The organism is Ponticoccus sp. (in: a-proteobacteria) (assembly GCF_048381735.1).
This window is the reverse complement of the sequence record NZ_JBLXGL010000010.1, coordinates 66,462-92,207: the sequence shown is the minus strand read 5'-3', so window position 1 is coordinate 92,207 and position 25,746 is coordinate 66,462. Positions and strand designations below refer to the sequence as shown.

General features: G+C 65.7%; 22 protein-coding genes. 18 read left to right on the top strand and 4 right to left on the bottom strand.

The features are described 5' to 3' along the window. Positions 1 to 36: 36 nt before the first annotated feature. Positions 37 to 801, top strand: coding sequence for an anti-sigma factor family protein (locus ACN5KJ_RS16065; RefSeq protein WP_418594996.1), 765 nt, complete (start codon positions 37 to 39; stop codon positions 799 to 801). 269 nt (positions 802 to 1,070) lie between these two features. Here ACN5KJ_RS16065 and ACN5KJ_RS16060 read toward each other — a convergent pair whose 3' ends face one another. After that, positions 1,071 to 1,826 carry a sulfite exporter TauE/SafE family protein gene (locus ACN5KJ_RS16060; RefSeq protein WP_418594995.1) on the bottom strand — a complete coding sequence of 252 codons (756 nt, stop codon included), beginning with the start codon at positions 1,824 to 1,826 and terminating at the stop codon, positions 1,071 to 1,073. Between the two features lie 77 nt (positions 1,827 to 1,903). Here ACN5KJ_RS16060 and ACN5KJ_RS16055 point away from each other — a divergent pair, with 77 nt between their 5' ends. The 3 genes from ACN5KJ_RS16055 to ACN5KJ_RS16045 all read left to right on the top strand — a co-directional run bounded on the left by ACN5KJ_RS16055 (position 1,904) and on the right by ACN5KJ_RS16045 (position 5,135). Further along, complete coding sequence (locus tag ACN5KJ_RS16055) at positions 1,904 to 2,599, top strand: FadR/GntR family transcriptional regulator (RefSeq protein WP_418594994.1); 696 nt, start codon at positions 1,904 to 1,906, stop codon at positions 2,597 to 2,599. 175 nt (positions 2,600 to 2,774) lie between these two features. After that, entirely contained in the window at positions 2,775 to 3,887 is a 1,113-nt protein-coding gene (locus ACN5KJ_RS16050; protein ID WP_418594993.1) for a CobW family GTP-binding protein, read from the top strand. Positions 3,888 to 3,923: 36 nt separating this feature from the next. Further along, positions 3,924 to 5,135: a GTP-binding protein gene (locus ACN5KJ_RS16045; protein WP_347168526.1), complete on the top strand. Its 1,212-nt coding sequence runs from the start codon at positions 3,924 to 3,926 to the stop codon at positions 5,133 to 5,135. 310 nt (positions 5,136 to 5,445) lie between these two features. Here ACN5KJ_RS16045 and ACN5KJ_RS16040 read toward each other — a convergent pair whose 3' ends face one another. After that, positions 5,446 to 6,378: a hydroxymethylglutaryl-CoA lyase gene (locus tag ACN5KJ_RS16040; RefSeq protein ID WP_418594992.1), complete on the bottom strand. Its 933-nt coding sequence runs from the start codon at positions 6,376 to 6,378 to the stop codon at positions 5,446 to 5,448. 189 nt (positions 6,379 to 6,567) lie between these two features. Between ACN5KJ_RS16040 and ACN5KJ_RS16035 the strand changes: the two genes are divergently transcribed. The 6 genes from ACN5KJ_RS16035 to ACN5KJ_RS16010 are packed head-to-tail and all read left to right on the top strand — an operon-like array spanning position 6,568 to position 12,623. Further along, the gene (locus ACN5KJ_RS16035) at positions 6,568 to 7,980 is read left to right on the top strand and encodes an aldehyde dehydrogenase family protein (RefSeq protein WP_418594991.1); all 1,413 of its coding nucleotides are present in this window, start codon (positions 6,568 to 6,570) and stop codon (positions 7,978 to 7,980) included. A gap of 4 nt (positions 7,981 to 7,984) precedes the next feature. Continuing rightward, positions 7,985 to 9,097 carry an iron-containing alcohol dehydrogenase gene (locus tag ACN5KJ_RS16030; protein WP_418594990.1) on the top strand — a complete coding sequence of 371 codons (1,113 nt, stop codon included), beginning with the start codon at positions 7,985 to 7,987 and terminating at the stop codon, positions 9,095 to 9,097. Between the two features lie 27 nt (positions 9,098 to 9,124). Continuing rightward, positions 9,125 to 9,790 (top strand): GntR family transcriptional regulator, encoded by a 666-nt coding sequence (locus ACN5KJ_RS16025; RefSeq protein WP_418594989.1) that lies wholly within the window; start codon positions 9,125 to 9,127, stop codon positions 9,788 to 9,790. A gap of 14 nt (positions 9,791 to 9,804) precedes the next feature. Continuing rightward, a complete protein-coding gene (locus ACN5KJ_RS16020; protein ID WP_418594988.1) occupies positions 9,805 to 10,767 on the top strand; it encodes a TRAP transporter substrate-binding protein in 963 nt (320 codons plus the stop codon). Beyond that, positions 10,764 to 11,339: a TRAP transporter small permease gene (locus ACN5KJ_RS16015; RefSeq protein WP_347168520.1), complete on the top strand. Its 576-nt coding sequence runs from the start codon at positions 10,764 to 10,766 to the stop codon at positions 11,337 to 11,339. The genes ACN5KJ_RS16020 and ACN5KJ_RS16015 overlap by 4 nt, the downstream gene beginning before the upstream one ends. A gap of 27 nt (positions 11,340 to 11,366) precedes the next feature. Further along, the gene (locus ACN5KJ_RS16010) at positions 11,367 to 12,623 is read left to right on the top strand and encodes a TRAP transporter large permease (RefSeq protein WP_418594987.1); all 1,257 of its coding nucleotides are present in this window, start codon (positions 11,367 to 11,369) and stop codon (positions 12,621 to 12,623) included. Positions 12,624 to 12,855: 232 nt separating this feature from the next. Here the strand turns inward: ACN5KJ_RS16010 and ACN5KJ_RS16005 are convergent, their stop codons facing one another. Both ACN5KJ_RS16005 and ACN5KJ_RS16000 read right to left on the bottom strand, forming a co-directional pair. After that, positions 12,856 to 14,655 carry an NAD(P)/FAD-dependent oxidoreductase gene (locus ACN5KJ_RS16005; protein WP_418594986.1) on the bottom strand — a complete coding sequence of 600 codons (1,800 nt, stop codon included), beginning with the start codon at positions 14,653 to 14,655 and terminating at the stop codon, positions 12,856 to 12,858. Between the two features lie 140 nt (positions 14,656 to 14,795). Then, the gene (locus ACN5KJ_RS16000) at positions 14,796 to 16,544 is read right to left on the bottom strand and encodes a sigma-54-dependent Fis family transcriptional regulator (protein ID WP_418594985.1); all 1,749 of its coding nucleotides are present in this window, start codon (positions 16,542 to 16,544) and stop codon (positions 14,796 to 14,798) included. A gap of 984 nt (positions 16,545 to 17,528) precedes the next feature. Between ACN5KJ_RS16000 and repA the strand changes: the two genes are divergently transcribed. From repA to ACN5KJ_RS15960, 8 genes are all read left to right on the top strand, one after another. After that, positions 17,529 to 18,713, top strand: a complete 1,185-nt coding sequence (repA, locus tag ACN5KJ_RS15995; protein WP_347168517.1) for a plasmid partitioning protein RepA — start codon at positions 17,529 to 17,531, stop codon at positions 18,711 to 18,713. Further along, positions 18,713 to 19,684 carry a plasmid partitioning protein RepB gene (repB, locus tag ACN5KJ_RS15990; protein ID WP_418594984.1) on the top strand — a complete coding sequence of 324 codons (972 nt, stop codon included), beginning with the start codon at positions 18,713 to 18,715 and terminating at the stop codon, positions 19,682 to 19,684. The genes repA and repB overlap by 1 nt, the downstream gene beginning before the upstream one ends. 220 nt (positions 19,685 to 19,904) lie before the next feature. Continuing rightward, positions 19,905 to 21,218 carry a plasmid replication protein RepC gene (repC, locus tag ACN5KJ_RS15985; RefSeq protein WP_418595065.1) on the top strand — a complete coding sequence of 438 codons (1,314 nt, stop codon included), beginning with the start codon at positions 19,905 to 19,907 and terminating at the stop codon, positions 21,216 to 21,218. A 361-nt stretch (positions 21,219 to 21,579) separates the two neighbouring features. Beyond that, on the top strand, positions 21,580 to 22,335 hold the full coding sequence (locus ACN5KJ_RS15980; protein WP_418594983.1) for a FadR/GntR family transcriptional regulator: 756 nt from the start codon (positions 21,580 to 21,582) through the stop codon (positions 22,333 to 22,335). 21 nt (positions 22,336 to 22,356) lie between these two features. After that, entirely contained in the window at positions 22,357 to 23,346 is a 990-nt protein-coding gene (locus tag ACN5KJ_RS15975) for a TRAP transporter substrate-binding protein (RefSeq protein WP_418594982.1), read from the top strand. A gap of 53 nt (positions 23,347 to 23,399) precedes the next feature. Further along, complete coding sequence (locus ACN5KJ_RS15970) at positions 23,400 to 23,849, top strand: TRAP transporter small permease (protein ID WP_347168512.1); 450 nt, start codon at positions 23,400 to 23,402, stop codon at positions 23,847 to 23,849. 1 nt (position 23,850) lies between these two features. Beyond that, the gene (locus tag ACN5KJ_RS15965) at positions 23,851 to 25,125 is read left to right on the top strand and encodes a TRAP transporter large permease (RefSeq protein ID WP_418594981.1); all 1,275 of its coding nucleotides are present in this window, start codon (positions 23,851 to 23,853) and stop codon (positions 25,123 to 25,125) included. A gap of 21 nt (positions 25,126 to 25,146) precedes the next feature. Beyond that, a complete protein-coding gene (locus tag ACN5KJ_RS15960; protein ID WP_418594980.1) occupies positions 25,147 to 25,596 on the top strand; it encodes an RpiB/LacA/LacB family sugar-phosphate isomerase in 450 nt (149 codons plus the stop codon). Positions 25,597 to 25,746: the final 150 nt, after the last annotated feature.

Sequence of the window (25,746 nt, the reverse complement as noted above, 5' to 3'; positions counted from 1 at the left end):
CGGCACGTGGACAGAGGGACGAGGAGCAAGAGCGACATGGCAGAGCCCAAGCTGACCGATGAAATCCTGATGGCCTACGCCGATGGCGAGCTGGACGCCGAGACGGCGCGCGCCGTGGAGGCCGCCATCGAGACGGACCCCGAGGTGGCCGAACGGGTGGCCCTGTTCGGCGACACCGCGCGCGTGCTGAAACAGGCCGCACAGGCCCGACCCGAGCCCCCCCTGCCCGACGCGTTGATGGCGAAGATCGACAAGGCCTTCGCGCAGGCGAAGACCGCTTCGGATGCAAGGGCAGAGCCGGTGGCGGATGTGGTTGTCCCCCTGCCCCGGCGCCGCAGGGTCGAATGGCAGCCGATGGCCCTTGCGGCAAGCATCACGCTGGCCATCGGTCTGGGGGGCGGCCTTATGCTTGGCCGGACCTCAACACCGCAGGCCCCCGCGACGGATTTCGCCGTGCTCTCGACCGCGGCGGTCAAGGAGGCGCTGAACGACCTGCCCTCCGGCGAAGAGCGTCAGGTGGCAGGCGGCGTCGTGCGCCCGATTGCCTCTTTTCACGACGCCGAGGGCAAGCTGTGCCGGGAATTCGAGTTCGATGAAAGCGCGCGAGCGCATGTTGCGGTCGCCTGCCACGGCGAAGACAGCTGGGCGCTCCGCTTCGCGGTGATCGCCGAGGTCGCGTCGGACGGCTATGCCCCGGCGTCGTCTCTGGATGCGCTGGAGGCCTATCTGGGCTCGATCGACGCAGGGGCGCCGCTTTCCGTCGAAAGCGAGGCCGACAGCCTGTCCGCCCTTGAACGCTAGTCAGCCGGGGCCGACCCTCATTGCTTGGGGCGTGGTTTCTCTGGCGGAACCGCCTGCCCGCGACGCGGACTTCGGCGGCGGGCCGGGCCAGCGCTGTGCCGCGATCCAGCCCCCCTGCCCCGCAGGGGGCGCAACCGACCGGCACCCGTTGCCGGACCGGCAGGACGGAACCCGCGCCTTGCAGCCACCCGGGCCGGTGACGTCGGAGGGTTCAGCGCGGCGCACCGGCAGGGGGGTCTTTCGAACGGCCTGACCGGACCGCAAGGACCTCAACCGGCGGCGCGCAGGAAGAAGAGCGCCGTCATGATCAGGCCGATCGCGATGATCAGCAGCCGCAGCAGGGCCGTGTTCTGCACCCGCCGGGCCAGTACCGCGCCGAGGTATCCGCCAAGGGCGCAGGACAGGCCGACAACCAGCAGGTTGCCCCAGTCGATCAGCCCCGCCACGGTGTAGGTCGCGACCGAAACGACGGACAGGACCACGGACATCAGGTTCTTCAACCCGTTCATCCGGTGCAGGTTGGTCATGCCGATGATGCCGAAGGCTGCCAGCAGCATGATGCCGAGGCCGCCGTTGAAATAGCCGCCATAGACCGAGACCGCGAAAACCAGGCCAAGGGCGGCGGGGTCGGACATCGTCCGCCCGGACCTGGCAAGGCGCCGGACGAAGGCCGGACCAAGCGCAAAGGCGGCGGTCGCGATCAGCAAGAGCCAGGGGACCACGCCCGAGAACAGCTCTTCCGGTGTCACCAGCAGCAGGCCCGCGCCCGCGAGGCCCCCCACCACGGCGGCACCGACAAGATGGGCGAGCGGCGGCTTGCCCCCGCGCTCGATATCGCCCCGATAGGCCCAGGCGCTGCCGACATAGCCCGGCAGGGCGGCGAAGGTTGCGGTCGCATTGGCCATGATCGGCGGCACGCCCGCCCAGACCAGCGCCGGAAAGGTCAGAAAGGTGCCGCCGCCCGCGATGGCGTTGAGCGCACCGGCGCCCAGGCCGGCCAGCGCGAGCACGAAGATTGTCAGCATGGTTGTTCTCCTAAAGGCCGCGCCGCTGTTGCACGGCGCGTGATTGGTCTGCAAATTGGTCTGGACAGGAGGCATGCATGGCAACGAAACGGACGCAAGAGATCGTCGAGGCCCTGCGCGACTATTGCGCGGCAGAGGCCCTCGGTCCGGGCGGGCAACTGCCGCCGGAACGGGATCTGGCGCGGCGGCTGGGGTGCAGCCGCGAGACGCTGCGCAAGGCGCTGGCCGAGCTGGAGCGCGCGGGCGACCTGTGGCGGCATGTCGGGCAAGGCACCTTCCTTGGCTCCCGACCCCTGGGGCATCCGGTGCGCGAGGCCATTCTGGTACAGGGCGCCTCGCCCTTGCAGCTGATGCAGGCCCGCCTCACGCTCGAACCCTCGGTCGCCGCCGAGGCCGCGATGTTGGCGACACCCGCCAGCATCGCCTACCTGTCCGGGCTGGTCGATCAGGGCCGCCGCGCCAGGACGCGGTCCGATTGCGAACGGCTGGACACCGCCTTTCACCGCGGCATCGCCGAGGTGACGGGCAATCCCATCCTGCTGGGTCTTCTGGATTATCTGGCCGGGGTGCGCCGCCACGCGGCATGGCAGCGCGAATGGGACATCACCTACCGGACGCTCGGCGTCGACGCCTTCACCGAGCGCCACAGCCAGCAGCACAAAGAGGTGGTGACCTGCATCCGCCGGGGCGCGGCGATAGAGGCCTCGGACGCCATGCGCAGGCATCTGCAGACGATCTTCTCGGCCATGAAAGGGGCAGGTCTGCCCTCCTGACGCGCCCCCGCCCCGTCCTGACAGGCTTGCCCGCCAGTTCTGCCGCCACGCGATGCGCCCCGGGACTTGCGCAGGGTTCCGCCAAAAACCTGAGCGGGCGCGCTTGCGCCCCTTGCGTGATGTTATACTATAACTGTATGGAGCAGGCAGCGCAGCACGGCAAGGGAGCGACGGCATGACACTGGGAAGCAGAGACAACCGGATTCCGATCACCCTGCTGACGGGCTTCCTTGGCGCGGGCAAGACGACGCTGCTCAATCACCTGCTGCACGATCCGGATGCCGGGCGGATCGCCGTCGTCATGAACGAGTTCGGCGATATCGGTCTGGATCACGACCTGATCGAAGCCGCGACCGAAGAGACGGTCCTGTTGCAGTCCGGTTGCCTGTGCTGCACCATTCGCGGCGACCTTCTGAAGACGCTCGGCAGCCTCATGGCGCGGCGCAACCGGGGCGATCTGGCCTTCGACCGCGTGGTGATCGAGACCACCGGCATCGCCGATCCCGGACCGATCCTGCACAGCCTGATCGTCGACCCTGTCGTCGCCCCGTATTTCCACATGGACGGGGTCGTGACGCTGGCCGACGCGGCACTGGGTCCGCAGACGCTGGACCGGCAATACGAGGCCGTGCAGCAGGTGGCGATGGCCGACCTGATCGTGGTGTCCAAGGCCGACCTTGTCGATGCCCGCAGCCTGACAGAGTTCAACGCCCGGCTGGAGCGCCTCAACGATACGGCCCGGCGCATCCATGCGGAACGGGGCCGACTCGCGGCGCGCAGCCTGTTCGGGCTAACCGCCCTGCATCAGGACGCGACCACGCAGGACATGGCGCAATGGCTTGGACCGACCGCCACGCCGGAGGATCCGCTGGCGAACCTCTCGGGCTTTGCGACACCCGCCGCCGCGGCGGCCCCCTTGCCCACCCCGGCCTCGGCGAAGGCGCCCCATGACGACCGGATCGTCTCTGTCTCGTATGAGATGGCAGAGCCGATCGCCTGCGAGGTCTTCGACCTCTGGCTCGACACCCTGATCGCGCTCCGGGGGCCGCATATCCTGCGCATCAAGGGCATCGTGCACCTGCAGGGCATTGACGATCCCTTTGTCTTTCACGGCGTGCAGCACATCTTCGACGCGCCGGTGCAACTGAAGGGCTGGCGCGGTCCCGACAGGGTCAGCCGCATCGTCGTCATCGCCCGCGACATGACCGAGGCCGACCTGAGGGCCAGTCTCGACACGCTTCACATGCAGCCCCGCAAGGCGGCGGAAACGGCCGACACGCCGCTCTGACCCCGCCCCTTTCCGACCACGACACAGGAGACAGCCATGTCCGCCACCGACACCCGCTTGCCCGTCACCGTCCTTTCCGGCTTCCTCGGCGCGGGAAAGACCACGCTTCTGAACCGCGTGTTGAACAACCGCGAGGGCCGCCGCGTCGCCGTCATCGTCAACGACATGTCCGAGGTGAACATCGACGCCGATCTGGTGCGCGAGGGCACCGAACTGTCGCGCTCCGAGGAGAAGCTGGTCGAGATGTCCAACGGCTGCATCTGCTGCACCCTGCGCGACGACCTGCTGAAAGAGGTCCGCGCGCTGTCGCAAGAAGGCCGCTTCGACTACCTGCTGATCGAGTCCACCGGCATCTCGGAACCGCTGCCCGTCGCCGCGACCTTCGATTTCCGCGACGAACAGGGCGAAAGCCTGTCGGACGTGGCGCGTCTGGATACCATGGTCACGGTGGTGGACGCGGTGAACCTGCTGAACGACTATTCCAGCCACGACTTCCTGACCGACAGGGGCGAAAGCCTTGGCGATCAGGACGACCGTAGCCTTGTCAGCCTGCTGACGGAACAGATCGAATTCGCCGACGTGGTGATCCTGAACAAGGTCACCGACGCGGGCCCCGACAAGACCGACAAGGCGCGCAAGATCATCCGCGCCCTGAATGCCGACGCGAAGATCATCGAGACCGATCATTCCGAGGTGGCGCCCGAGGCGATCCTCGACACCGGGCTTTTCGATTTCGACAGCGCGCATGAACACCCGATGTGGGCCAAAGAGCTCTATGGCTTCGCCAACCACGTGCCCGAGGACGAGGAATACGGCATCACCTCTTTCGTCTACAACGCCCGCGCGCCCTTCCACCCGGAGCGGCTGCACAGGGCGCTGAACGGCCCCCTGCCCGGCACGATCCGCGCCAAGGGGCATTTCTGGATCGCCTCGCAGCCCAACTGGGCGATGGAGTTCTCGCTGGCGGGCGCCATGTCCTCGGTCAAGCCGCTGGGCTGGTGGTGGGCCTCGGTTCCGAAGGAGCGTCTGCCCACCCATCCCGAGGCGCAGGCCGAAATCGCGCGGCTCTGGGCCGAACCATGGGGCGACCGGCGGCAGGAAATCGTCTTCATCGGCGTGGGGCTCGACCGCGACGCCATCTGCGCCACGCTGAACGCCGCCCTGCTGGACGTGACGGATTTCACCCCGGCGGACTGGACGGACCTGCCCGATCCCTTCCCGCGCATGGACCGGCAACAGGCGGCCTGACGGATCACCGGCGGCCATGACCCCGGGAGGCGCCCCGGCAAGGGCGCCCTCTCACGGGACTATGGGGCGAAGGGCATCGAGGCGGCGGGCAGAACCGCCGCCGCCAGCCTTTGCAGGTATGTCGGCGAAAGCCATGCCCCGCTGCCGTTCAAACCGGCCATGGCCAGCGCTTCCACCCGACGCCGGACGGGCGGGCCGCACGCACTGCCTTCTGTCCGGCGCGGGGCGGATGGTCTTCCCGCGGACTGTTTGCGTCACTTGACGCGCACCAAACCCGTCCGCCAAAGGCCTTCGCCCCGCCAGCGGTGCGCTACGCCTGTTTTCCCGGGAAGGGGTAAAGCCGATCCGACGTCCCCGCCTTCATGACGAACCCCGGGACCGCATGGTTCAGCACATCCGGCAGCGCCTGCGAAATCTCGATCAGCGACCCCAGGTCGGTGCCGGTCGGAATGCCGCACTGATGGAACATGTGCACAAGGTCTTCTGTGCAGACGTTGCCCGTTGCCCCCGGCGCGTAGGGGCAGCCGCCAATGCCGCCAAGCGCGGAATCGAAGCTGCGGATCCCGGCATCATAGGCGGCCAGCGCATTGACCAGCCCCATGTCGCGCGTGTTGTGCAGGTGCAGCGTGAGGGGAAGGCCCGGGTGCCTGTCCAGGATCGTGGACACAACCTTTTCGACCTGGCGCGGATTGGCCACGCCGATGGTGTCGGCAATGGTGATGCCCTCGATCCCCAACGCAAGATAGGCCTCGACGCCCCAGAGGATGCGGTCCATGGATTGCCGCCCCTCGAAGGGGCAACCGAAGGTGGTCGCCAGCGTGCCGTTCACGAAGACGCCGGACCCCTCCATCACCCGCATGATCTCGGCGAACTGGCCGAGAGACTGCGCGCAGGTCATGCGCATGTTCGCAAGGTTGTGCTGCTCTCCGATGGACATCACCAGATTGACCTCGTCGACCTTGCTGTGCAGGGCGCGTTCCGCCCCGCGCACATTCGGCACCAGCGCGGTGTAACGCACGCCCGGAACCCGCTGTAGCCCGGCCAGAACCTCGGCCGCGTCGCGCAGATTCGGGATCGCCTTGGGCGACACGAAAGAGGTCACCTCCAGACGCCGGATGCCGGTTCGGGACAGCCGGTCGCCCAGCCGGATCTTGTCCTCGGTGGCGACGAATGCCGCCTCGTTCTGAAGGCCGTCGCGCAGCACGACCTCGTTGATCTGAACCTGTTCCGACTGTGCAGTCATGGCGGTGTCCTCCGATTTCCGTCGGCGGATCATACCAGTCCCGATTGCGCCTCATCAATAGATATATCATCTGATGTATCAGTTGACATGGATGCGCAGAGCATGCAGCTTGACCCCCGAAATCGAATCTGATGTGTTTACTGATGCATCACACGTCTTGGAGAGGGCCGTGATGCGCGTGGAGGATCTATGACCGAACCGGCGAAGCAGATCGCAGAACTCGTGGCGCGTGCACGCAAGGCGCAGGCCGTGCTGAACGGCTACACCCAAGAGCAGGTGGACCTGATCGCGGGCGCCATCGTCTATCACCTGTCGCAGCCCGCAATGGCCTCGCGCATCGCCGAGATGGCCTTTGAAGAGACCGGCATGGGCCTTGTCGACAGCAAGCGCGCCAAGCTGGCGCAGAAGATGCCCGCGATCTTCCACGACATCCGCAAGGAACCCACCGTCGGCGTCATCGACCGCGATACGGCCAACGGCATCACCACCATCGCCAAGCCCTATGGCGTGATCGCGGCCCTGGTGCCCAGCACCAACTGCGAGGCGACGCCGATCTTCAAGGCGGTTCTGGGCATCCGCGCCCGCAACGCGGTGATCTGCGCCCCGCACCCGGCCAGCAAGAAGACCACCCTTTACGTGGTGGACGTGATCCGGCAGGTGCTGCGCGCCATGGATGCGCCCGAGGACCTCGTGCTGTGCATCGAAACCCCGTCCAAGGCGCTGGCCGCGGAACTGATGGCGCAATGCGACGTCAGCATGGCGACCGGTTCGGGCGACATGGTCCAGGCGGCCTATTCTTCGGGCAAGCCCGCCTATGGCGTGGGGGTCGGCAACGCCGCCGTCATCATCGACGAAACCGTGGACCTTGCCGAGACGGCAGAGAAGATCCGGATAGGCAAGACCGGCGACAATGCCTCGGGCTGCTCGGCGGAAAACTCGATCATCGTGCAGGCCGGGATCTACGGTGGCTTCCTCAAGGCTTTGGAAGCCGAGGGCGCGCATATCGCCTCTGACGAGGAAAAGGCCAGGCTGCGCGCGGTGATCTGGGAAAACGGCCATGTCTCGCGCCGGGTCGTGGCCCGTCCGGTTCAGGAAATCGCGGCCATCGCCGGGATCACGGTCAAGCCGGGCACGCGTTTCTTCGTGGTCGAAGAGACCGGCACCGGCACGGACCACCCCTTTTCCGGCGAAAAGCTGAGCCTTGTGCTGACCTGCTACCGGTACGATAGCTTCGACGAGGCCGTCGGTCTGGTGAACGCCATCACCGACTACTCTGGCTCTGGCCACTCTTGCGGGATCCATTCCAACGACCCCGACCGCATCCTGCGCCTGGGCCTTGAAACACGGACCTCGCGGGTCATCGTGCGCCAGCCGCACGGCGTGGCGAACTCTGGCAGCTGGGCGAACGGGCTGGCCAAGACCTTCTCGCTGGGCTGCGGCAGCTGGGGCGGCAACTCCGTCTCGGAGAACGTGACACAGAAACACTACTACAACACCACCCGCATCGCAGAGCCGCTGGACCGTCCGGTGCCCGACGATCAGGCGATCTACGGCGCGCTTCTGGACCGGATCGCCGCCCTGCGCCTCGGCGCGGAGGCCTGAGCCCATGCATTTCGCCCTGCGCCCGCAGCTTCACGGCCATGACACCTTTGCCGCCTTTGCCGAGGCCCATGCCCTTGGCGCGCGCGACCTGATCTTCACCCAGCGCATCCTGCACGAGACCTTCATGCAGGACAGCGCGGCACAGGTTCTGTTCTACGACGACTTCTGCGACGGAGAGCCGACCGATGTTGCCGTCGACGCAATGCTGAGGGCGATCCGCAAGCTGGATTTCGACCGGCTGGTGGCAATCGGCGGCGGATCGATCCTCGACAGCGCCAAGGTTCTGGCGCTCGACTCGGACGCCGATGTGGCGGGGCTGTTCGAGGCGGGTGTGCAGCCGGGCCGCAAGGTCGGGCTGATCCTTGCGCCCACCACCTGCGGCACCGGCTGCGAGGTGACCTGCGTCTCGGTCTTCGACTTCCCGGCCATCGGCAGCAAGATCGGGAAGGCCTTCGACGCCGGTTTCGCGGACCACGCGGTGCTGGTGGACGAATTCCTGTCCAGGATCCCCTACCCGGTCTTCGCGACCTCCTCGGCCGACGCGCTGGTCCACGCGATGGAAATCTACCTCGCGCCCAAGGCCAGCCCCTACACCGACATGTTCTGCATGGCCGCGATCAAGGCGATCCTTCAGGGCTACAGGCGCATCGTCGAACAGGGCCGCGCGGTCATCGCGCAGGACGCGCGGGCCTACCTGATCGCCAGCAACATGGCCGGGATCGCGCTGGCCAACGTGCTTGCGGGCGGCGTGCACGCCATCGCCATGCACTTCGGCAGCGCCCATCACGTCCCGCACGGCGAGGCGACGCGGCTTTTCCTGCCGCCGGTCTTCAAGGTCTATTACCGCAAGGCGCCCGAGGGGAAGATCGCCGAGATCGCCCGGGTGATCACCGAGGTGCTCGACCTGCCGCAGGACGGCACCAACCCCTTCGACGCGCTGGACGCGCTTCTGGCGCAGGTCGTGCCGACCAAGCGCCTGCGCGACTACGGCATGGCCGAGGGAGACGTCGAACCCTATGCCGCCAAAGTCATCGAAACCCAGCAGCGCCTGCTGGTGAACAATTACGTCCCGCTTTCGGACAGGGACATCGCGGGCGTATACACCGACCTCATGTGACCCAGACAGCATTTCACAGGGGGGCGTATGGCTCAGAACTATTCGAAGAAGGCATACGAAATTCTTCAGGATCAGATCATAAATGGCTCGCTCAGGGCTGGCGCGCCCCTCGATGTCCACCGCATCGCGGCGGAGATGGAGATGAGCATCACGCCCGTCCGGGACGCCATCAAGAAGCTCGAGGCCGACGGGCTGGTCGAGGTGCTGCCGCGCTCGGGCACCTTCGTGCGGCACTACACCATCGAGGACCTGATCAAGGGCTACGAACTGGTCGAGGGGCTGGACGGCATGGCCGGTTACCTGCTGGCCGAGAAAGTGAAGGCGGGCGTGGTCGCGGGCGCGGATATCGACGCCCTTCTGACCTCGCTGGTCGACGAGATGGACCGCAACCTGTCCCGCGAACAGGTGCGGACATGGGCGGAACTGGATGACCGGTTCCACCGGGCGATTTTCGAAATGGCGGAGAACCCGCTGCTCGCCAATGGCTACAATTCGGCGAGAAACCAGATGCGGTCGGTGCTGTCCTTCATCAGCCCGGTCCATGTCGACAGGGCCAATTCGGTGAGGGAGCACCGTCTGATCGTCGCGGCGATCATCGCAGGCGACTGCGAGAAGGCCCGCAAGACCTGTCAGGACCACCGGCATCTCGTCCGGGAGATCCTGAAGACCTTGCATGGTGAGTGTCAAACATAACGGAGGAGTGAGACATGAAGACCAAGATGACTGCGATCCTGGCGGGCAGCCTGCTGCTGGCAGGGGCCGCACAGGCCGAAGACGTGATCTTCGCCCACGGCGAGAACCCCGGAAACCCGCGTTACATCGCGGCGGAGAAATGGGCCGAGCTTTACACCGAATGCACCGGGTCCTCGGTCAACGTGGCGCCTTCGGCGACCATGGGCGATGACGTGGAGATGCTGACCTCGGTCGGCGCGGGCATCATCCAGATCACCGCCAACTCGCAGGGCTCCTTCAGCCAGATCGTGCCGGAAATCGGTCTCTTGGGCCTGCCCTTCCTGTTCCCCGACCTCGAAACCGCCTGGGCGACCGTGGACGGCGAAGTCGGCGCCCTGATCGACGAGCGCGCGCATGCGTCCGGCCTGAAGGTCGTGGGCTACTGGGACAACGGCATCCGCCACATCACCCACCTGTCCAAGCACATGCTGGAACCCGCGGATCTGTCGGGCATGCGCATCCGCACCCCCCCGGCAGAGATGACGGTCGACATCTTCGAGGCGCTTGGTGCCTCCCCTGCCCCGCTGGCCTGGTCCGAGGTGCCCTCGGCGCTTCAGTCCGGTGTCTTCGAAGGTCAGGAAAACCCGCTGACCAACATCTACTTCGCCAAGCTGCACGAGATCACGCCCTACATCACCCTGACCGGCCACATGTACGAGGCCTCGCCCGTCGTCGTGGGCCTTGCATGGTGGGAAGGTCTGGATGAGGCGACCCAGACCTGCGTGACCGACGCCACCCGCGAGGCCGGTGCCCTTCAGCGTCAGCTGAACAAGGAAGGCAACGACAAGCTGCAGGCGACGATGGAAGAGGAAGGCGCAATCTTCGCGACCGCCAACCGCGAGGCCTTCGTCGAGGCGACGGCTTCGGTCTACGACAAGTATGCGGAAACCTATCCCGACCTGGTCGCGGCCCTGCGCGAGGCAGCGCAAGGGCAATGACCCGGTCTTCTTCGGACGCGGCAGGGGGGCGGCAACGCCCCCTTGTCCACGGGCTCCTGACGCTGTGCCGCGGTCTGACCCTCGGGCTGGACTACAGCGCGCGGGTGATCGCGGTCACGGCCATGGCCGTGATGTTCACCCTGCTGCTGATGAACGTCGTGCTGCGCTACATCTTCACGACCGGCATCCCCATGGCCTACGAGATCCACGCGGTGCTGCTGCCCTGGCTGGTGGCCGGCGGGCTGGTGGTGGCCTCGGCCCGCAACCGCAATATCGCCGTGACGCTGCTGCCCGACATGATGCCCCCCGCCCTGCGGCGGCTCATCCTGATCGCGGTGCAGGGCATCGTGCTGGTGATCGCCGTCTCGATCGTCTGGAGCGGCCAGCCGATCCTGCGCGCCTCGACCTTCCAGTCGCTGTCGACGCTGGGGATCAAGCAGGTCTGGGGCTATGCAAGCCTGCCCTATTCCTTCGCCTGCATCAGCGTGATCGCGACCTGCGACCTGCTGCGCCTCATCCTGCGCGACGAGACCCTCGAAGAGAGCCTCGTCACGCCCACGAGTCTGAGCTGATCGGACCCTGACAGGAAAGCCCCGACCATGTCCGCGACAATGATCTGGATCTTCGTACTGCTGCTGCTTGGCGCCGTCCCGGTGGGTTTTGCCATCCTCGGCGGCGTCGCCGGCGCGCTCTGGCTGGACGGCAAGTCCATGGCCGTGCTGGCACAGCGGCTCTATTCACCCACGCAGAGCTTCCCCATGCTCGCGATCCCCTTCTTCATCCTTGCCGGCAACCTGATGATGTCCGGCCGGTTCGGCACCTACCTCGTCAATATCGCGCGCCTTCTGGTGGGCCGCTTCAAGGGCGGCATGGGTCAGGTTTCCGTGCTTGGTTCGGTGATGTTCGGCGGTGTTTCGGGCTCGGCGGTGGCCGATGCCACGGCGCTTGGCAACGCGCTGATCCCGGTGCAGAAGGACAGCGGCTATCCGCCCGCCTTCGCGGCGGCGGTCAATGCCTCCTCCTCGACCGTTTCGGTGCTGATCCCGCCCTCGATCCCGCTGATCCTGTATGGGCTGATCGCCAACGTCTCTATCGTCAACCTCTTCGTCGCGGGCATCCTGCCGGGGGTGCTGCTGGCGGTGGGCATGATGGGTGCGGTGGCGCTGGTCGGCAAGCGGCGCAACCTGCCGCGCGCGCCGCTCGAAGGGGGTTTCGCCGCCTTCAAGGGCCAGCTGTTCATCGCCCTGCCCGCCATGTTCATGCCGGTCTTCGTGATCGGCACCCTGCGCTTCGGCATCGCCACGCCCACCGAGGTCAGCGTGATGGCCGTGGCCTACGCGATGGCCGTCAGCGGGATCCTCTACCGCGACCTGTCGTGGCGCGTCCTGTGGGAGGCCTCGGTCGCCACGGTGATGATGACGGGCGCGGTGATGATCATCATCATGGCCTCCTCCACCATGCAGTGGGTGCTGACGCTTGAACGGGTGCCGCAGCATCTGGCGGAATGGGTCAGCCTGACCTTCTCGGAGCCCTGGATGGTCATCATGGCGCTGAACGTGGTGATGCTGCTGATCGGCACCGTGCTCGACCTTCCCGCCGCCGTGTTGTTGCTGGGGCCGATCTTCGTCGGCATCGGTCAGGCCATCGGGCTGGACCCGGTGCAACTGGGCCTGATGATGGTCGTCAACCTGTCGATCGGGCTTTACACGCCGCCGGTCGGGACGACGCTATTCATCTCGTCGGCCATTGCGCGGGTGGGGATCGGGGCGACGGTGAAGGCCCTGCTGCCATTCTACATGGTGTCCCTGCTGGTCCTCTTGCTGATCTCCTACGTCCCGGCGCTGACCTGGTACTGAGCCGGGCCCCCGGCTGGCGCGATTTCCGCGCCAGCCGGTCGGGCCGGGATCATGCTGAAGCAGGCGAGCCAGAGCCCTGCCCCTGCCTTTGTCGTCCCCTTCGGAACCGCGTGGCAGAGCCGAAAGGGACGATCCTGTGGGCCATCCCGTCCGGCGATCCTGCCCCCGATCCCGGCAAAGCGGAATGCCGGGCACGAGGGCGCGCCCGATCCGGCGCGCCCCCATCGGCGCATCACGACAGGTGATGCACCTCTTGCAACCCGTAGACGGGGGTCTCGATGCCCTCCATCCGGGCCTTCAGTTGCAGCGCAAGATACAGCGAATAGTGCCGCGACTGATGCAGGTTGCCACCGTGGAACCAGAGGTTCTCCTGCTGGGTGGGTTTCCACATGTTGCGCTGCTCGCCCTCCCAGGGGCCGGGATCCTTGGTGGTGTCCGAACCCAGACCCCAGACCTTGCCGACCTTGTCCGCGACCTCGGGGCTGATGAGATCGGCGGCCCAGCCGTTCATGCTGCCATAGCCGGTCGCCATGACCACCAGCTCGGCGTCCAGATGTGTGCCGTCCGACAGCACCACGCCGGTCTCGTCGAAGTGGTCCACCTGCCCCTTCACCAGCCTCACCGCGCCGTCGATGATCAGCTGGCTGGCACCCACGTCGATGTAATAGCCCGACCCGCGCCGCAGGTACTTCATGAAGAGGCCGGACCCGTCGTCGCCCCAGTCGAGATCGAAGCCCGCCTTTTCCAGCCCCGCATAGAAATCCGCGTCGCGTTCCTTCATCTGCTCGTAGAGCGGGATCTGGAATTCGTGCATGATCCGGTAGGGCAGCGAGGCGAAGATCATGTCGGCCTTTTCCGTCGTCACGCCATTGGCCACTGCCTCTTCGGAATAGAGCGCGCCGAGGCCGATATCCATCAGCGTGTCCGAGCGCACGATATGGGTCGAGGAGCGCTGAACCATGGTCACGTCGGCGTCCGCCTCCCAAAGCGCGGCGCAGATGTCATGGGCCGAGTTGTTCGACCCCACGACAACCACCTTCTTGCCGGTCCAGTCATCCGGGCCGTCGTGCTGCGAGCTGTGCTGGATCGTGCCCCTGAAACCCTCCATGCCCGGGAACTGCGGCAGGTTGGGCTTGCCCGACATGCCGGTGGCCAGCACCAGCTGCGTCGGGCGCAGCGTGACCTCTTCGCCGTCGCGATTGACCTTGACGGTCCATGTGCCGCTGGCCTCGTCATATTGCGCGCTCTGCACCTCGGAGCGGGACCAGTAGTTGATCTCCATCACCTTGGTGTACATCTCCAGCCAGTCGCCGACCTTGTCCTTGGGTGTGAAGACCGGCCAGTTGTCCGGGAACTTGATGTAGGGCAGATGGTCGTACCAGATCGGGTCATGCAGGCAGAGCGACTTGTAACGCGACCGCCACTGGTCGCCGGGCCGGTCGTGCTTGTCCAGAACGATGGTCGGCACGCCAAGCTGCCGCAGCCGCGCACCAAGGGCGATGCCGCCCTGCCCGCCGCCGACGATCACGGTATAGGGCTGTTCGGTATAGCCCAGCTCGGCGGCCTCGGCCTCGCGCTTTTCCTTCCAGGACTTGCGGTTCTTGGCAGCGCCGTGTTCCGCGCCCATCGGGCGGCGGCGGCCCCGGTTTTCCTCATGCCCCTTCAGTTCCTGAAGCGCAGTCAGCAGCGTCCAGATCCGCCCGTCCTTCAGGCGCATCAGCCCCCAGCCGCGCCCGACGGCGGTCTCGAAAGTGATCCAGGCGGTGATGACCCCGCCCTCTTCGCCCGGCACCTCGCCCTGCTGAATGGCGAAGCCACGCGGCTGGGTGTGATTCAGTTGCGCGGTCAACATGTCCTGAACGCCGGACGGCCCCTCCACCGTCTTCAGGTTCCAGGACACGGCGATCAGGTCGCGCCAGTAACTGTCCGTGGCAAAGAGCGCGCTTGCGGCCCTGGCATCGCCTGCCTCCAGCGCGGCGTTCAAGCTATCCAGCGTCTCTTGCACCTGATCGGTGACTGTCGAGTCGAGCATTGCGTTTCCTCCTCATCGGCAATGTGATGCCCGGAGAGTGGCGAAACGGCCCCCGTTGACTCTACGAAAATCTGGCAGGTTTGCCCGGGAAACACGGTGCTGCGAAGCAGCATGTTGCACATGCAACGCCGCGCAACATCTCAGTCGGGCGCGCGCAACCCCTCCCTGCGGATGCGGCGCAGGACAGTCGAGCGGTTGACCCCAAGGCGGCGCGCGGCCCGGGCCATGTTCCAGTTGCAGGCGTCCAGAACCGCCTCCAGATCCTGCTCTGGCGCCGGGGACCGGGGCGCGGCGGGCAGGTCCGGCAGGTCGATCACCTTGGTTTCCGCCAAGGCGCAGGCCACGTCCAGCGTATTGCCAAGCGCGCGCAGGTTGCCCGGCCAGTCGCGCGCCATCAGCTCTGCCCGCGCCGAGGGGGTCAGCCGCATCTCGCCGCCGTCGCGGCGCCGAAGCAGGCGGTCGATCAGCCAGCCAAGGTCCTGCCTTTCGCGCAGGGGCGGCAGCGCCAGCACCGCCCCGGCCAGCCTGTGATACAGCATCGCGGGCAATCTCCCCTGCGCCAACAGTTCGGACGCGGCCTGCCCTGTTGTCGCGATCGGGCGCATGTCGGGATGCGCATCCAGAAGACCCGCAAGGACACGCGCGGCCTCGGGCGCCAGATCCTCGACCCGGCGCAGCAGCAGCGTGCCCGGGACCGTCTGACCAGAGAGCGCCGCGCGCAGCGTCTCAGCATCGGCCCCGGCACAGTCGAGAGCCAGGAAACCGCCGCGCCGCGAAGCCATGTGCACCGCCCGCGCCAGCTTGGTCTTGCCGGTGCCGCTTTCACCGCACAGCATCAGGGGCACCGGCGTCGGCGCCAGCCGCTCGGCCTGCGACAGCAGCCGGGTCATGGCCGGGTCGCCCCCGGCGAGGGTGGCCAGAACACCGCCGCGCGCCCGCAGGGCCGGCGCACTCGGCTGACCCGGTGCCCGGCGGGGCGCTTGCGGCGCAATGGCGTGGCCGAAGACGGCGCCGCCATCGCCAAGCGCCACCACCCGGTCCTCGGTCGGGCGGTCGCGCATCAGGTCGGGCAGGTCGTCGACGCTCAACCCCAGCAGGGCGTCTATCCGCGCGCCGATCAGGCTCTTGCCGCCCGACAGCATCCGCGTCGCCGCGCGCGTGGCACCTATCACGCGGCCCGCCCCGTCCAGCGATACCGCTGCCTCGGGGTCGACGTCGAGGAATTCCGGGCTGGTCGAGAACCGCAGCACCCATTCGCGGCGGCTGGCCGCCATCAGGTTCGCCATCTCGACCCGCCGCGCCGCGGCCGTCACCAGCGACATGGCGAGGTTCTGGCTGCTCTTCGGCGCCGGAGAGCGCAAAAGCGAGATGTCCAGAACCGCCGCCAGCTGCCCGAGGCTGTCGTAGATCGGCGCCGCGGTGCAGGACAGCCCGGTGTGGGCGTTCCCGAAGTGATCGTCCTGATGCACGGTCACCGGCTCGCCGGTGACGATGCAGGCGCCGACACCGCAGGTCCCCGCAAGGTCTTCGGACCAGTTGGAGCCAAGGTAGAGCCCCGCCTTGCGCAACTCGTCCACCAGCAGGTCGTCGCCGTAGAAGTCGACGCAGACGCCCTTGGCATCGGTCAGGAGCAGCACGTAGTTCTGGCCCGTCACCTGCCGGAACAGGCCCTGCAGGCTGGATCGCGCGGCGCCGATCATCCAGTCGGCCTGATCGCGGTGAAGGCGGAACTCGGTTTCGGTGACGATATGGGCCGGATCGCTGCGCGTCGGATCCATGCCGTATAGCTCGACGCAGCGCCGCCACGAGGCATCAACGTAGCTGTCCCGCCCGGACGCGCGCCCGCCCAGAACCTCGGCAATTTCCTCGACGTGATGCCGCTCGACCATATGACCGTCCTCCCGCCCAAGACTGTACATCCAAGCGCGGCTCACCCAAGGGAGGACTTTGGTAGCGGCCCTTGGGCTGCCGGACCCCGGGGTTTCGCGGAGCGGCGCCTTGCCCCCCTGCCCTGCTCGGAACGGCGACCGACAGGCGCGGCGGGGTTGCCGCATAGACGTGGCCCTGCCGCAACCCGTCCCGAACCCCGGCTCACCGCCGGAGGGCTGTCACCTCTGAATCTACCGAGACAAGGGCCACATTGAAGGCAACACACTCACTGATGAAGATAACCGACTGAAATCGCGCGAAATTACCCTGTCCAGTCCCTTCGCGATGCAACAAGGGCGATTTCAACGACATTTTTCCGGCCTGAGGCAGCTTTTCGGCGCCTCGCCTGCTGCCAGAAGCCAAGACAGCGCCCGGTTCAGAGTTGCGATCGCCTGAGCGCCCGGCCCTTCCGCGCGGTCGGACAGACCGGGGATATCGCCTGGCCGATCTTGGATCATATGACCCCGGCCCACGCCGGACCAGCCGGTCGGTCCGGCGCGCCCTTTGCCCCGGCCCCATGCCCCCCCTGCCCGGCACAGATCCTCCGCCTTAAGGCGCCTCTTGCGGCTATGGCCGCTTTCAAAGGTATCTCCGCCGATGATCGCACCGGCCGCGGATTGGCGGACATTTTTCAGGCCTTGCCCTGCCCGTTTACCAAGCGGCCTTGCCAGCGCCCCCCCTATCCCGACATGAATAGCAGGTAGCGATTTCGAGACCCCGCATGGCCCCGCCATGCCGAAACCTCGCAGCGCGTTGTCGAAGGTCTGGCCTCTGCCCGCGAGTTTACAGCTGTAAACGCAGAATGAAGCCCGGCGACAGCCCTGGGCACGCGCGGTTTAAATGGGCACTATATCGAGGAAAATTCTTGACTTAGCCTCTTGAATCAATGCTCTTACCCCAAAGTGGCGTGGAAAAGGCCACATTTTCGAATTTGGGGCAACTAGATGATTCCTGTGACACCACTGGCAAGCGAGAAGCCGTCGGCGCTCGCGACGGATATTTCCGAACGGTTGAATGCCGCAATCCGGGAACATCTCCTCTCTGCTTTTGCCCCAGACAGCACAAAATCGCTACGCTCTTTTTCGGCGCCGGAAGCGGCAGAGCTGCTTGGGGTCTCTGGCCAGTTCATGCGCAAGGTGCATGCCGAGGGCACGATCCCCGAACCTGAAGACGTTCGTGGCGGGCGGCGCTATTACACGGCGCAAGAGATCTGGAACGCGCGCGAGATCCTGGAAAAGTCGTCCCGCAAGAAAGGCCGCTACCTGCCGCGTCGGTCCGGGGACGAGAAGCTGCAGGTCTGGCAGCTGATGAACTTCAAGGGCGGCTCCAGCAAAAGCACGACAACGATCCACCTTGCCCACTATTTCGCCCTTCGCGGCTACCGCGTTCTGGTGGTCGACCTCGACCCGCAAGGGTCGCTGACCTCCATGTGCGGCATCAGCCCCGAGATCGATTTCGACGGGCTGACGGTCTATGACGCGATCCGCTATGACGAACCCGTCAGCATGGCGGATGTCGTGGTCCCCACCTATTTCCCGGGCCTGTCAATTGCGCCGTCGCGGCTGATGCTGTCCGAGTTCGAAACCGAATCCGCGGTGCATTCGAACCCCGACCAGCCGTTCTTCACCCGCATCCGAAACGCCCTGTCGCAGGTCGAGGACGATTTCGACCTGGTCCTGATGGATAGCCCGCCGCAGCTGGGCTTCCTGACCATCGCCGGGATGGCGGCTGCAAGCTCTCTGATCGTGCCGCTGACCCCCTCGATGCTGGATGTCTCGTCGACCGCGCAGTTCCTCGAACTGGCGGGCGCCTACATGGGCGTCATCGAGGACGCCGGGGCGACGCTTCAGTACGATCATTTCAAATTCCTGATCACCCGGGACGAACCGACAGACGTCCCGTCGCAGCAGCTGACCTCTTTCATGCGCGCCCTGTTTCAGGATCGGGTCATGTCCGCGACCGCCCTGAAAAGCACCGCGATCAGCGACGCAACCATGCTGAAACAGTCGATCTACGAGGTCGTGCGGTCCGAGATGACCCGCGCGACCTACGACCGTGCAAAGGGGTCGGTGGATGCGGTCGGGCACGAGGTCGAGACGATGATCCAGCAATCATGGGGACGTCAGTAATGGCACGGAAAACCCTTCGCGACATGTCCGGCATTGCCAGCACCATTGCCCGGTCAGGCAATGCCTCGAAAGAGCGCGCGCCGAAGACAAGCGCACCCGCCCTGGGGGCCTTGCAGGGGTCTCTGGCCTCGATCCGCGAGATCGATCCCGGGCTGATCGATGACTGGGGCCCCAAGGACCGGCTGGATGAGTTTACAGCTGTAAACACCGAAGAAAGCGACGATGGCTTCGAGGCCCTCAAGACCAGCATCCGCGATGGCGGGCAGCAGGTGCCGATCCTCGTGCGGCGTTCCAAGACGGCAGAGGGGCGCTTTGAAGCTATCTATGGCCGCCGCCGCCTGAAGGCCTGCCGCGAACTCGGCATCAAGGTCCGGGCCAATGTTCAGGATCTCGATGACGCCACGGCCTTGCTGGCCAAGGGGCTGGAGAACGCGGCGCGGCGCAACCTGTCGTTCTACGAAAAGGCGCGTTTCGCCGACGCCATCCAGGCCGCCGGCCATGAAGGCGCGACCGTGCGGCAGGTTCTGAACCTGTCCGCATCGGGGCATTCGCACCTGACCAAAGTGACGCAGAACGTCCCGTCGGCGGTTGGCGATTCGATTGGCCCGGCGCCAAAATCCGGCCGGCCCAGATGGACGGAACTGGCCCAGCTGTTCCTTGATCGCAAGCTGACCGAAGCGGTCGCGCTTGGCGTCCTGGCCAGGATGAGCCCTGCGTTGACCTCTGACGAACGCCTGGATGCGCTTGTCAGGGAAGCGCTCAAGCGTGGAACCAAAGGGAGCCATGGTCCCCGAGAAATCACCCCCATGGAGGGCGTGGTCATCAAGGCAGGGCGAGGCAGCCTGTCCATGTCGGTCAAGAAATCCGGTGCAAACGCCGAGTTCGCGACCTGGCTCGAGAGCAATCTCGAGGAAATCATAAAGAAATCCTACGCCGAGTTTACAGATGTAAATTCGAAGGATGACACCTGAGGACGAGCAGAAAGGAGGAAAGGTAAACAAAGAAAACCCCCGAAACCGAAGCTTCGAGGGCTGCTGCGCAAAGCGCAATTCTTAGATTAGACACCTGGAACTTAGCAGCCAACGAATCGCCATACAAGAAGAATCGCTCCTGAGCGAACGGGATTTCTTTGTCTGCTGATACAGGATGGAACAATTCATCGATGCCCCCAACGGGGCAACTGGGGTCATCATGCCTCAGACCGGCGGAGCTGTGCCCAACAGCAAGCGCACGTCGGGTTGGCGCAAGGCCACCGTCGGCCTTGCCGTCGCAGAGCGCCATGCAGCCGCCGGAGAACGGGTCGCAGTACCCAAATCGCGGGCTTTCGTGGCCGTGAAGCGGGTAGGGGCCGCCATTGGCCTCAAGGCCGGCGACATGATGCTGCTGGACACGCTCGGGGCCTTCACCCAGCCCCAGGACTGGGACGAGGGACAGCGCCCGATTGTCTGGGCGTCGAACGCCTACCTGATGGCGCAGACCGGCTTTTCGCTGTCTGCGCTCAAGCGCCACGCGCGGCGGCTTGCCGAGGCGGGTGTCGTCTCTTTCCGGGACAGCCCCAATGGCAAGCGCTGGGGCCACCGGGACGCCGGGGGCCGCATCGTCGAGGCCTATGGCTTCGACCTGTCGCCGCTCTCGGCCCGTGCAGCCGAGTTCGAGGCCCTGTACGCCGATTTGCAGGCCGAACGCGCGCTCTGCCAACGCCTGAAACGCCAGATCACCGTCGCGCGCCGGACGATCCGCGCACGGATCGAAGCCGCCGTCAGCGCGACCCTGCGCGGCCCCTGGACGCAGCTCACCCATCTCTTTGAAGAGCTTCTGGGACGCCTTCCGCGCCGCCACCAGACCCCGGAACAGCTCGCAAGATTGCTGGCTTGGTTCACCCAGCTTCTGGAGCGCGTCGAGGCAGCCTATCTGCAGGCAACAGATCAGCCGCAAGCTGTGGAAAACGCAGAGAAAACCTGGGGACAAAGCACGCAAAACACTATGGAAACGGACCCCAGGGAGGCCAATTCCGAACCCCACATACAAATTACCAATCAACTTGATCAAGTAACCCGTAATGACACCGAAAATGCCGAGCTCCCGACCGTTCTGCCGAGCCCCCGCATGCGGGATCAGATCGAAGCGACCCCCAAAGAAAGGGCAAGCGACGCACCCAAGACCCCCGCGCCGGTGGATCTGTCCACGGTCATGCAGGCCTGTCCCGAATTTGCCTCTTGGGCGCGCAATATGGGCGGCTTCCTGAGAGATTGGGGCGATCTGCACCGCATTGCCGGGCAGCTCAGACCGATGATCGGGGTCTCGGAACAGGCCTGGACCCTGGCACAGGTTCGATTGGGCGGACAGCTGGCAACGGCGGCACTGGCGCTTGTCTTCGAAAAGCACTGTGCGGGTGAACTTGCCTCTCCCAGCGGCTATCTGCGCGGCATGGTTGCAAAGGCCGGGGCAGGGGAGCTGCATCTTCAGCGCAGCTTCTACGGCAGGCTGAAAGCCCAGGCGGCATGACGGGGCAGGGGAGGGGGCCTGCCGCCAGACCGGCAAGCCCGGTCATCTCCGGTAAGGGCGACAGCCACGCGCCGCGTAGGGCAGGGCAAAGAGGCCGCGGGCGCTCCGAAGACGACCGACATGCGGCAGGGCGCCCTTGGGCAGGGCTCTGGTTGACCAAAGGCACGGACGCGGTTGAACCAAAGTGGTCGGACCACTTTCGCTCGGGATTTCGGTCGTGATTTTTCATAAAGTATTCATGATTACAGAGGTTTAATAAAAGACTTTGCCCGAAAGCGGCTGAAATCCTTGGGTGCCATTCCTGTCCTGGATTGTCGTGACCCACAGTGTTGGACCATTCTGCGGGGCAGGGAGGACCGGCATGGACCGCGTTGAAGGCAGGGAATCAGGAACCGGGAAGGGCGCCGACCGCGTCGTGGCCTATTTCATGACCCGGTTGCGGCAGGGCGCGCTGAAACTGGGCGACCGCTTGCCGTCCGAGCGCGAGCTGTCGCGCGAACTGGGCGTCGGGCGTCCGCTGTTGCGCGAAGTCATGCGTTCGCTCTCGATGCTGGGGGTGCTGGACATCCGCCACGGTTCCGGCGCCTATGTGGGCAAGGTCGATATCGGGCTGATGTCGGATTTCTTCACCTTCTGCCTGTCGCAGGAGCAGGACGTTCTGGACGACGTGCTGCAGGCCCGCATTGCCATCGAATGCCAGGCGATCCGGATGGCCTGTTTGCGCGCCAACGAACGCGATCTCGCCCGCATCAGCCAGTGGCTGAACGTATTGCTGCATACGCTCGACGATCCCGAGAAGGGCGGTCACGCGGATTTCATGTTCCATCAGGCGGTTGTCGCCGCCAGCCATTCACGCTCGCTGATCGTGCTGCACGGTGCGCTGGCGGACCTGTTGAAACAAAGCCATGTCGAGCGCCGCCGCACCTATCGCAGCGGCCCGATCATGCAGGATTTGGTGGAGGCGCATCGCGATGTGTTTCTGTCAATCGTGGGGAAGGATCCCGACAAGGCCGACCAGCGGCTGCGGGAGCATTTCGCCATCGGCGACGAGTTGTGTCGCCAGAGCCTGATTTCCGAGTACGAACGCAAGGACTTTCGGGCACCGCACACGACCTGAAGACAAACACCGGAGGAGAGAATGTTTCACGCATCCACCCGGCGGCTGATGGCCGCCGCCGCTATCGGCCTGCTTGGCACCCAGGCCATTGCCGCCGATCTGCGCTATGCCCATGTCGGCGCCGAGGGCGATTTCCAGACTCGTTTCGCCGCCGAGGCGGCGGAAGAGGTCAATGCCGCCACCGATGGCGAAGTAACCATCAACGTCTTCCCGGCCAGCCAGCTTGGCAATGTGGCCGAGATGGTCGACGGGGTGAAGCTGGGCTCGATCCACATGGGGCACCACGACTTTGCCTCGCTGGCCCGCATCGTGCCCGAGATCGCGGTCTTCAACGCGCCCTTCATCTACCGTGACGGCGCCCATGCGCTGGCCGCGACCGACCCGGCCACCTCCGAGGCGCTGATCGCGCTGAACGAGCGGCTGGTCGAAGAGGGCGGTGTCCGCGTGATCGGTCGCATCTATCGCGGCGCGCGCCACATCTCGTCGAACTTCGAGATCAAGTCGCCCGACGACATGACCGGCAAACCCTTCCGCGCCGTGCCGCTGGACCTGTGGATCTCGATGATCAAGGGCATGGGCGCCACGCCGACGCCGGTCGAGGTCAGCGAACTGCCGACCGCGCTGATGACCGGCCTCGTGGTGGGTCAGGAAAACCCGCTGACCATGATCTCGGCCAATGCGCTGCACGAGGTGCAGAGCCACGTCGCGATGACCGGCCACATGCAGTCGGTGCTGGCGGTCTTCGTGAACGAGAACGCGTGGCAGGGCCTGACCGAGGACCAGCGCGCGGCGATCACCAAGGTGCTCGACGACAAGGCGCAGCAGTCGCTGGAATGGGCGCAGGCCTCCGAGGCCGACCTGATCACCGAGCTCGAGGGCAAGGGCATGGTCTTCACCACCGAGGACAACGGTCTCGACCTCGCGGCCTTCCGCGACAAGGTGCTGCCGCAGATCACCGCGGATTTCCCCGAGTACGAGAGCTTCATCGCGCAGATCTCTGCCGTCGAATGACCCCATGTGCGGGCCGGGCATCGCGCCCCGGCCCGCATCTGACCGGAGGCGATATGACCCGACCCCTGCAAATCCTCTGCGTGCTTCTGGTGGCGGCCCTTGTGGTGACGCCCTTTGCGCAGGTCATCATGCGCGGCGTCTTTGGCCGTGCCATGATCGGCGCCGAGGAGCTGACCCGCGTTCTGCTGATCGCCTCTGTCTTCGTGTCCTATCCGCTGGTGGTGGCGGCGCGCGAGAACATCGGCATGACGGAAATCCGCGACGCCCTGCCAAGCCCCGCCCCGCGCCTGCTGGCGCTGATCAACACGCTGATCGGGCTGGGCATTTCCGTGACCATGGCGGTGATCACCGTGCAGAACATTTCCGGCAACATGCGCAACGCGACGCCGACCCTGGGCATTCCCTTCTGGTTGTTCCTCGGCGCCGCCGGTCTGGGCTTCGCGGGGGCCGCCGTCTACCACGCGCGCCGCTTCGTGATCCAGCTGAAGACGGGGGAGCTGTGACATGGGTCTCGTGCTGATCTTCCTCTTCCTGATCCTCTTCATGCTGGGCGTGCGGGTGGTCTATGCGATCCTGCTGCCCTCGATCCTCTATGTCTTCATGGAGGGCCTGCCGCCGGGCATGCTGGCGCAGCGGGTGACCTATGCGCTCGACAGCTTTCCGCTGGTGGCGGTGCCGGTCTTCATCTTCGTCGGCAACCTGATGAACCTCTCAGGTGTGACCGACCGCATCTTCAAGTTCGCCGATACGCTGGTGGGCCGGGTGCCGGGCGGGCTGGCGCAGGTCAACATCTTCTCCAGCCTGATCTTTTCCGGCATGTCGGGCGCGGCGCTGGCCGATATCGGCGGCCTTGGCCGGATCGAGATCGACGCCATGAAAAAGCGCGGCTTCTCCGGCCCCTTCGCTGGGGCGGTCACGGCAGCCTCGGCGGTGGTCGGCCCGATCTTTCCGCCCTCGATCCCGCTGATCGTCTATGGCTCTGTCACCAGCGTCTCGATCATCCAGCTTCTGATCGCGGGCATCGTCCCGGCGCTGATCTGCATCGGGCTTCTGATGCTGACCGCCTTCGTCATCGCGCTGGTGCAGGACATGCCGCGCGCCGAGCGCTGGCCCAGGGTGGGCGAGGTTTTCGCCGCGCTCTGGCCCGCGCTGCCCGCCATGCTGGCGCCGGTGCTGATGATCGCGGGCATGATGCTGGGCTGGTTCACGCCCACAGAGGCGGCCAGCGTCACGGCGGTCTACGTCATCCTCATCGCGCTGTTCTTCTACCGCGAGCTGACTTGGGCGCATCTGTGGACTGCGACGGTCAACACGGCGCTGTCGACCAGCGCGATCCTGATCATCGTCGCGGCGGCCTCCATGTTCGGCTGGATCCTCGCGGTCGAACAGATCCCGCAGGATTTCGCCAAGTTCATCCTGCAATTCGCCTCCAGCCCCATTGTCCTGCTGCTGATCGCCAACCTGATCTTCTTCGTCGCAGGCATGTTCCTCGACTCGACGACGGCAACGCTTCTGGTGGTGCCGATCATCGCGCCGCCGCTGGTGGCCGCCGGCATCGACCCGGTGCATCTGGGCATCATCGTGATCTTCAACCTGATGCTGGGGCTGCTGACGCCGCCCATGGGCCTGTCGCTGTTCCTTGTGTCGTCGATCGCCAAGGTCAGCCTGCGGCAACTGCTGGTGGCGCTCTTGCCCTTCTATGTGCCGCTGCTTCTGTGCCTCGGCATCATCACCTTCGCCGAGGACCTCGTCCTCTGGCTGCCGCGCATGTTGCGGTGACTTCTCAACACGGAGACTGACATGAAAATCGTTATCGGATCGGATCACGCGGGCTTCCCGATGAAGGCAGGGGTGATCGAGACCATCCGCGCCGAGGGGCACGAGGTCACGGACGTGGGGTCCTTCAACCCGGAGCCGGTGGACTTTCCCGATGTCGCGCGGGCGCTCTGCGACAAGATCCTGAAGGGCGAGGCAGAGCGCGGGTTGCTGGTCTGCGGCACCGGCGTCGGCGCGGTGATCGCCGCGAACAAGGTGCCGGGCATCCGTGCCTCTGTCTGTCACGACGCCCATTCCGCGCATCAATGCGTCGAACATGACGACGTCAACGTGATGTGCATCGGCGCCCAGATCATCGGGCCCTGGCTGGCGGCGGATCTGGTGCGCTCTTTCCTGACCGCCGAGTTCTCGAGCGACCCCGATTGCCGCCGTCGGGTCGAGAAGCTGAACGCGATGGATCTGGCGCGCGGCTGACCCGGCGCGGGACCGCCCACCGGGCCTCTTGTGCCCGGTGGGGGCTGTCGTCCCGGATCAGGTCGCAGGGTGTTCTCTTACAGGCGGGTGACAGGGAAACTGACGGCAAGCAGCGGCACCAGGGGCTTCAGCCTATTCTGCGAAGCGACG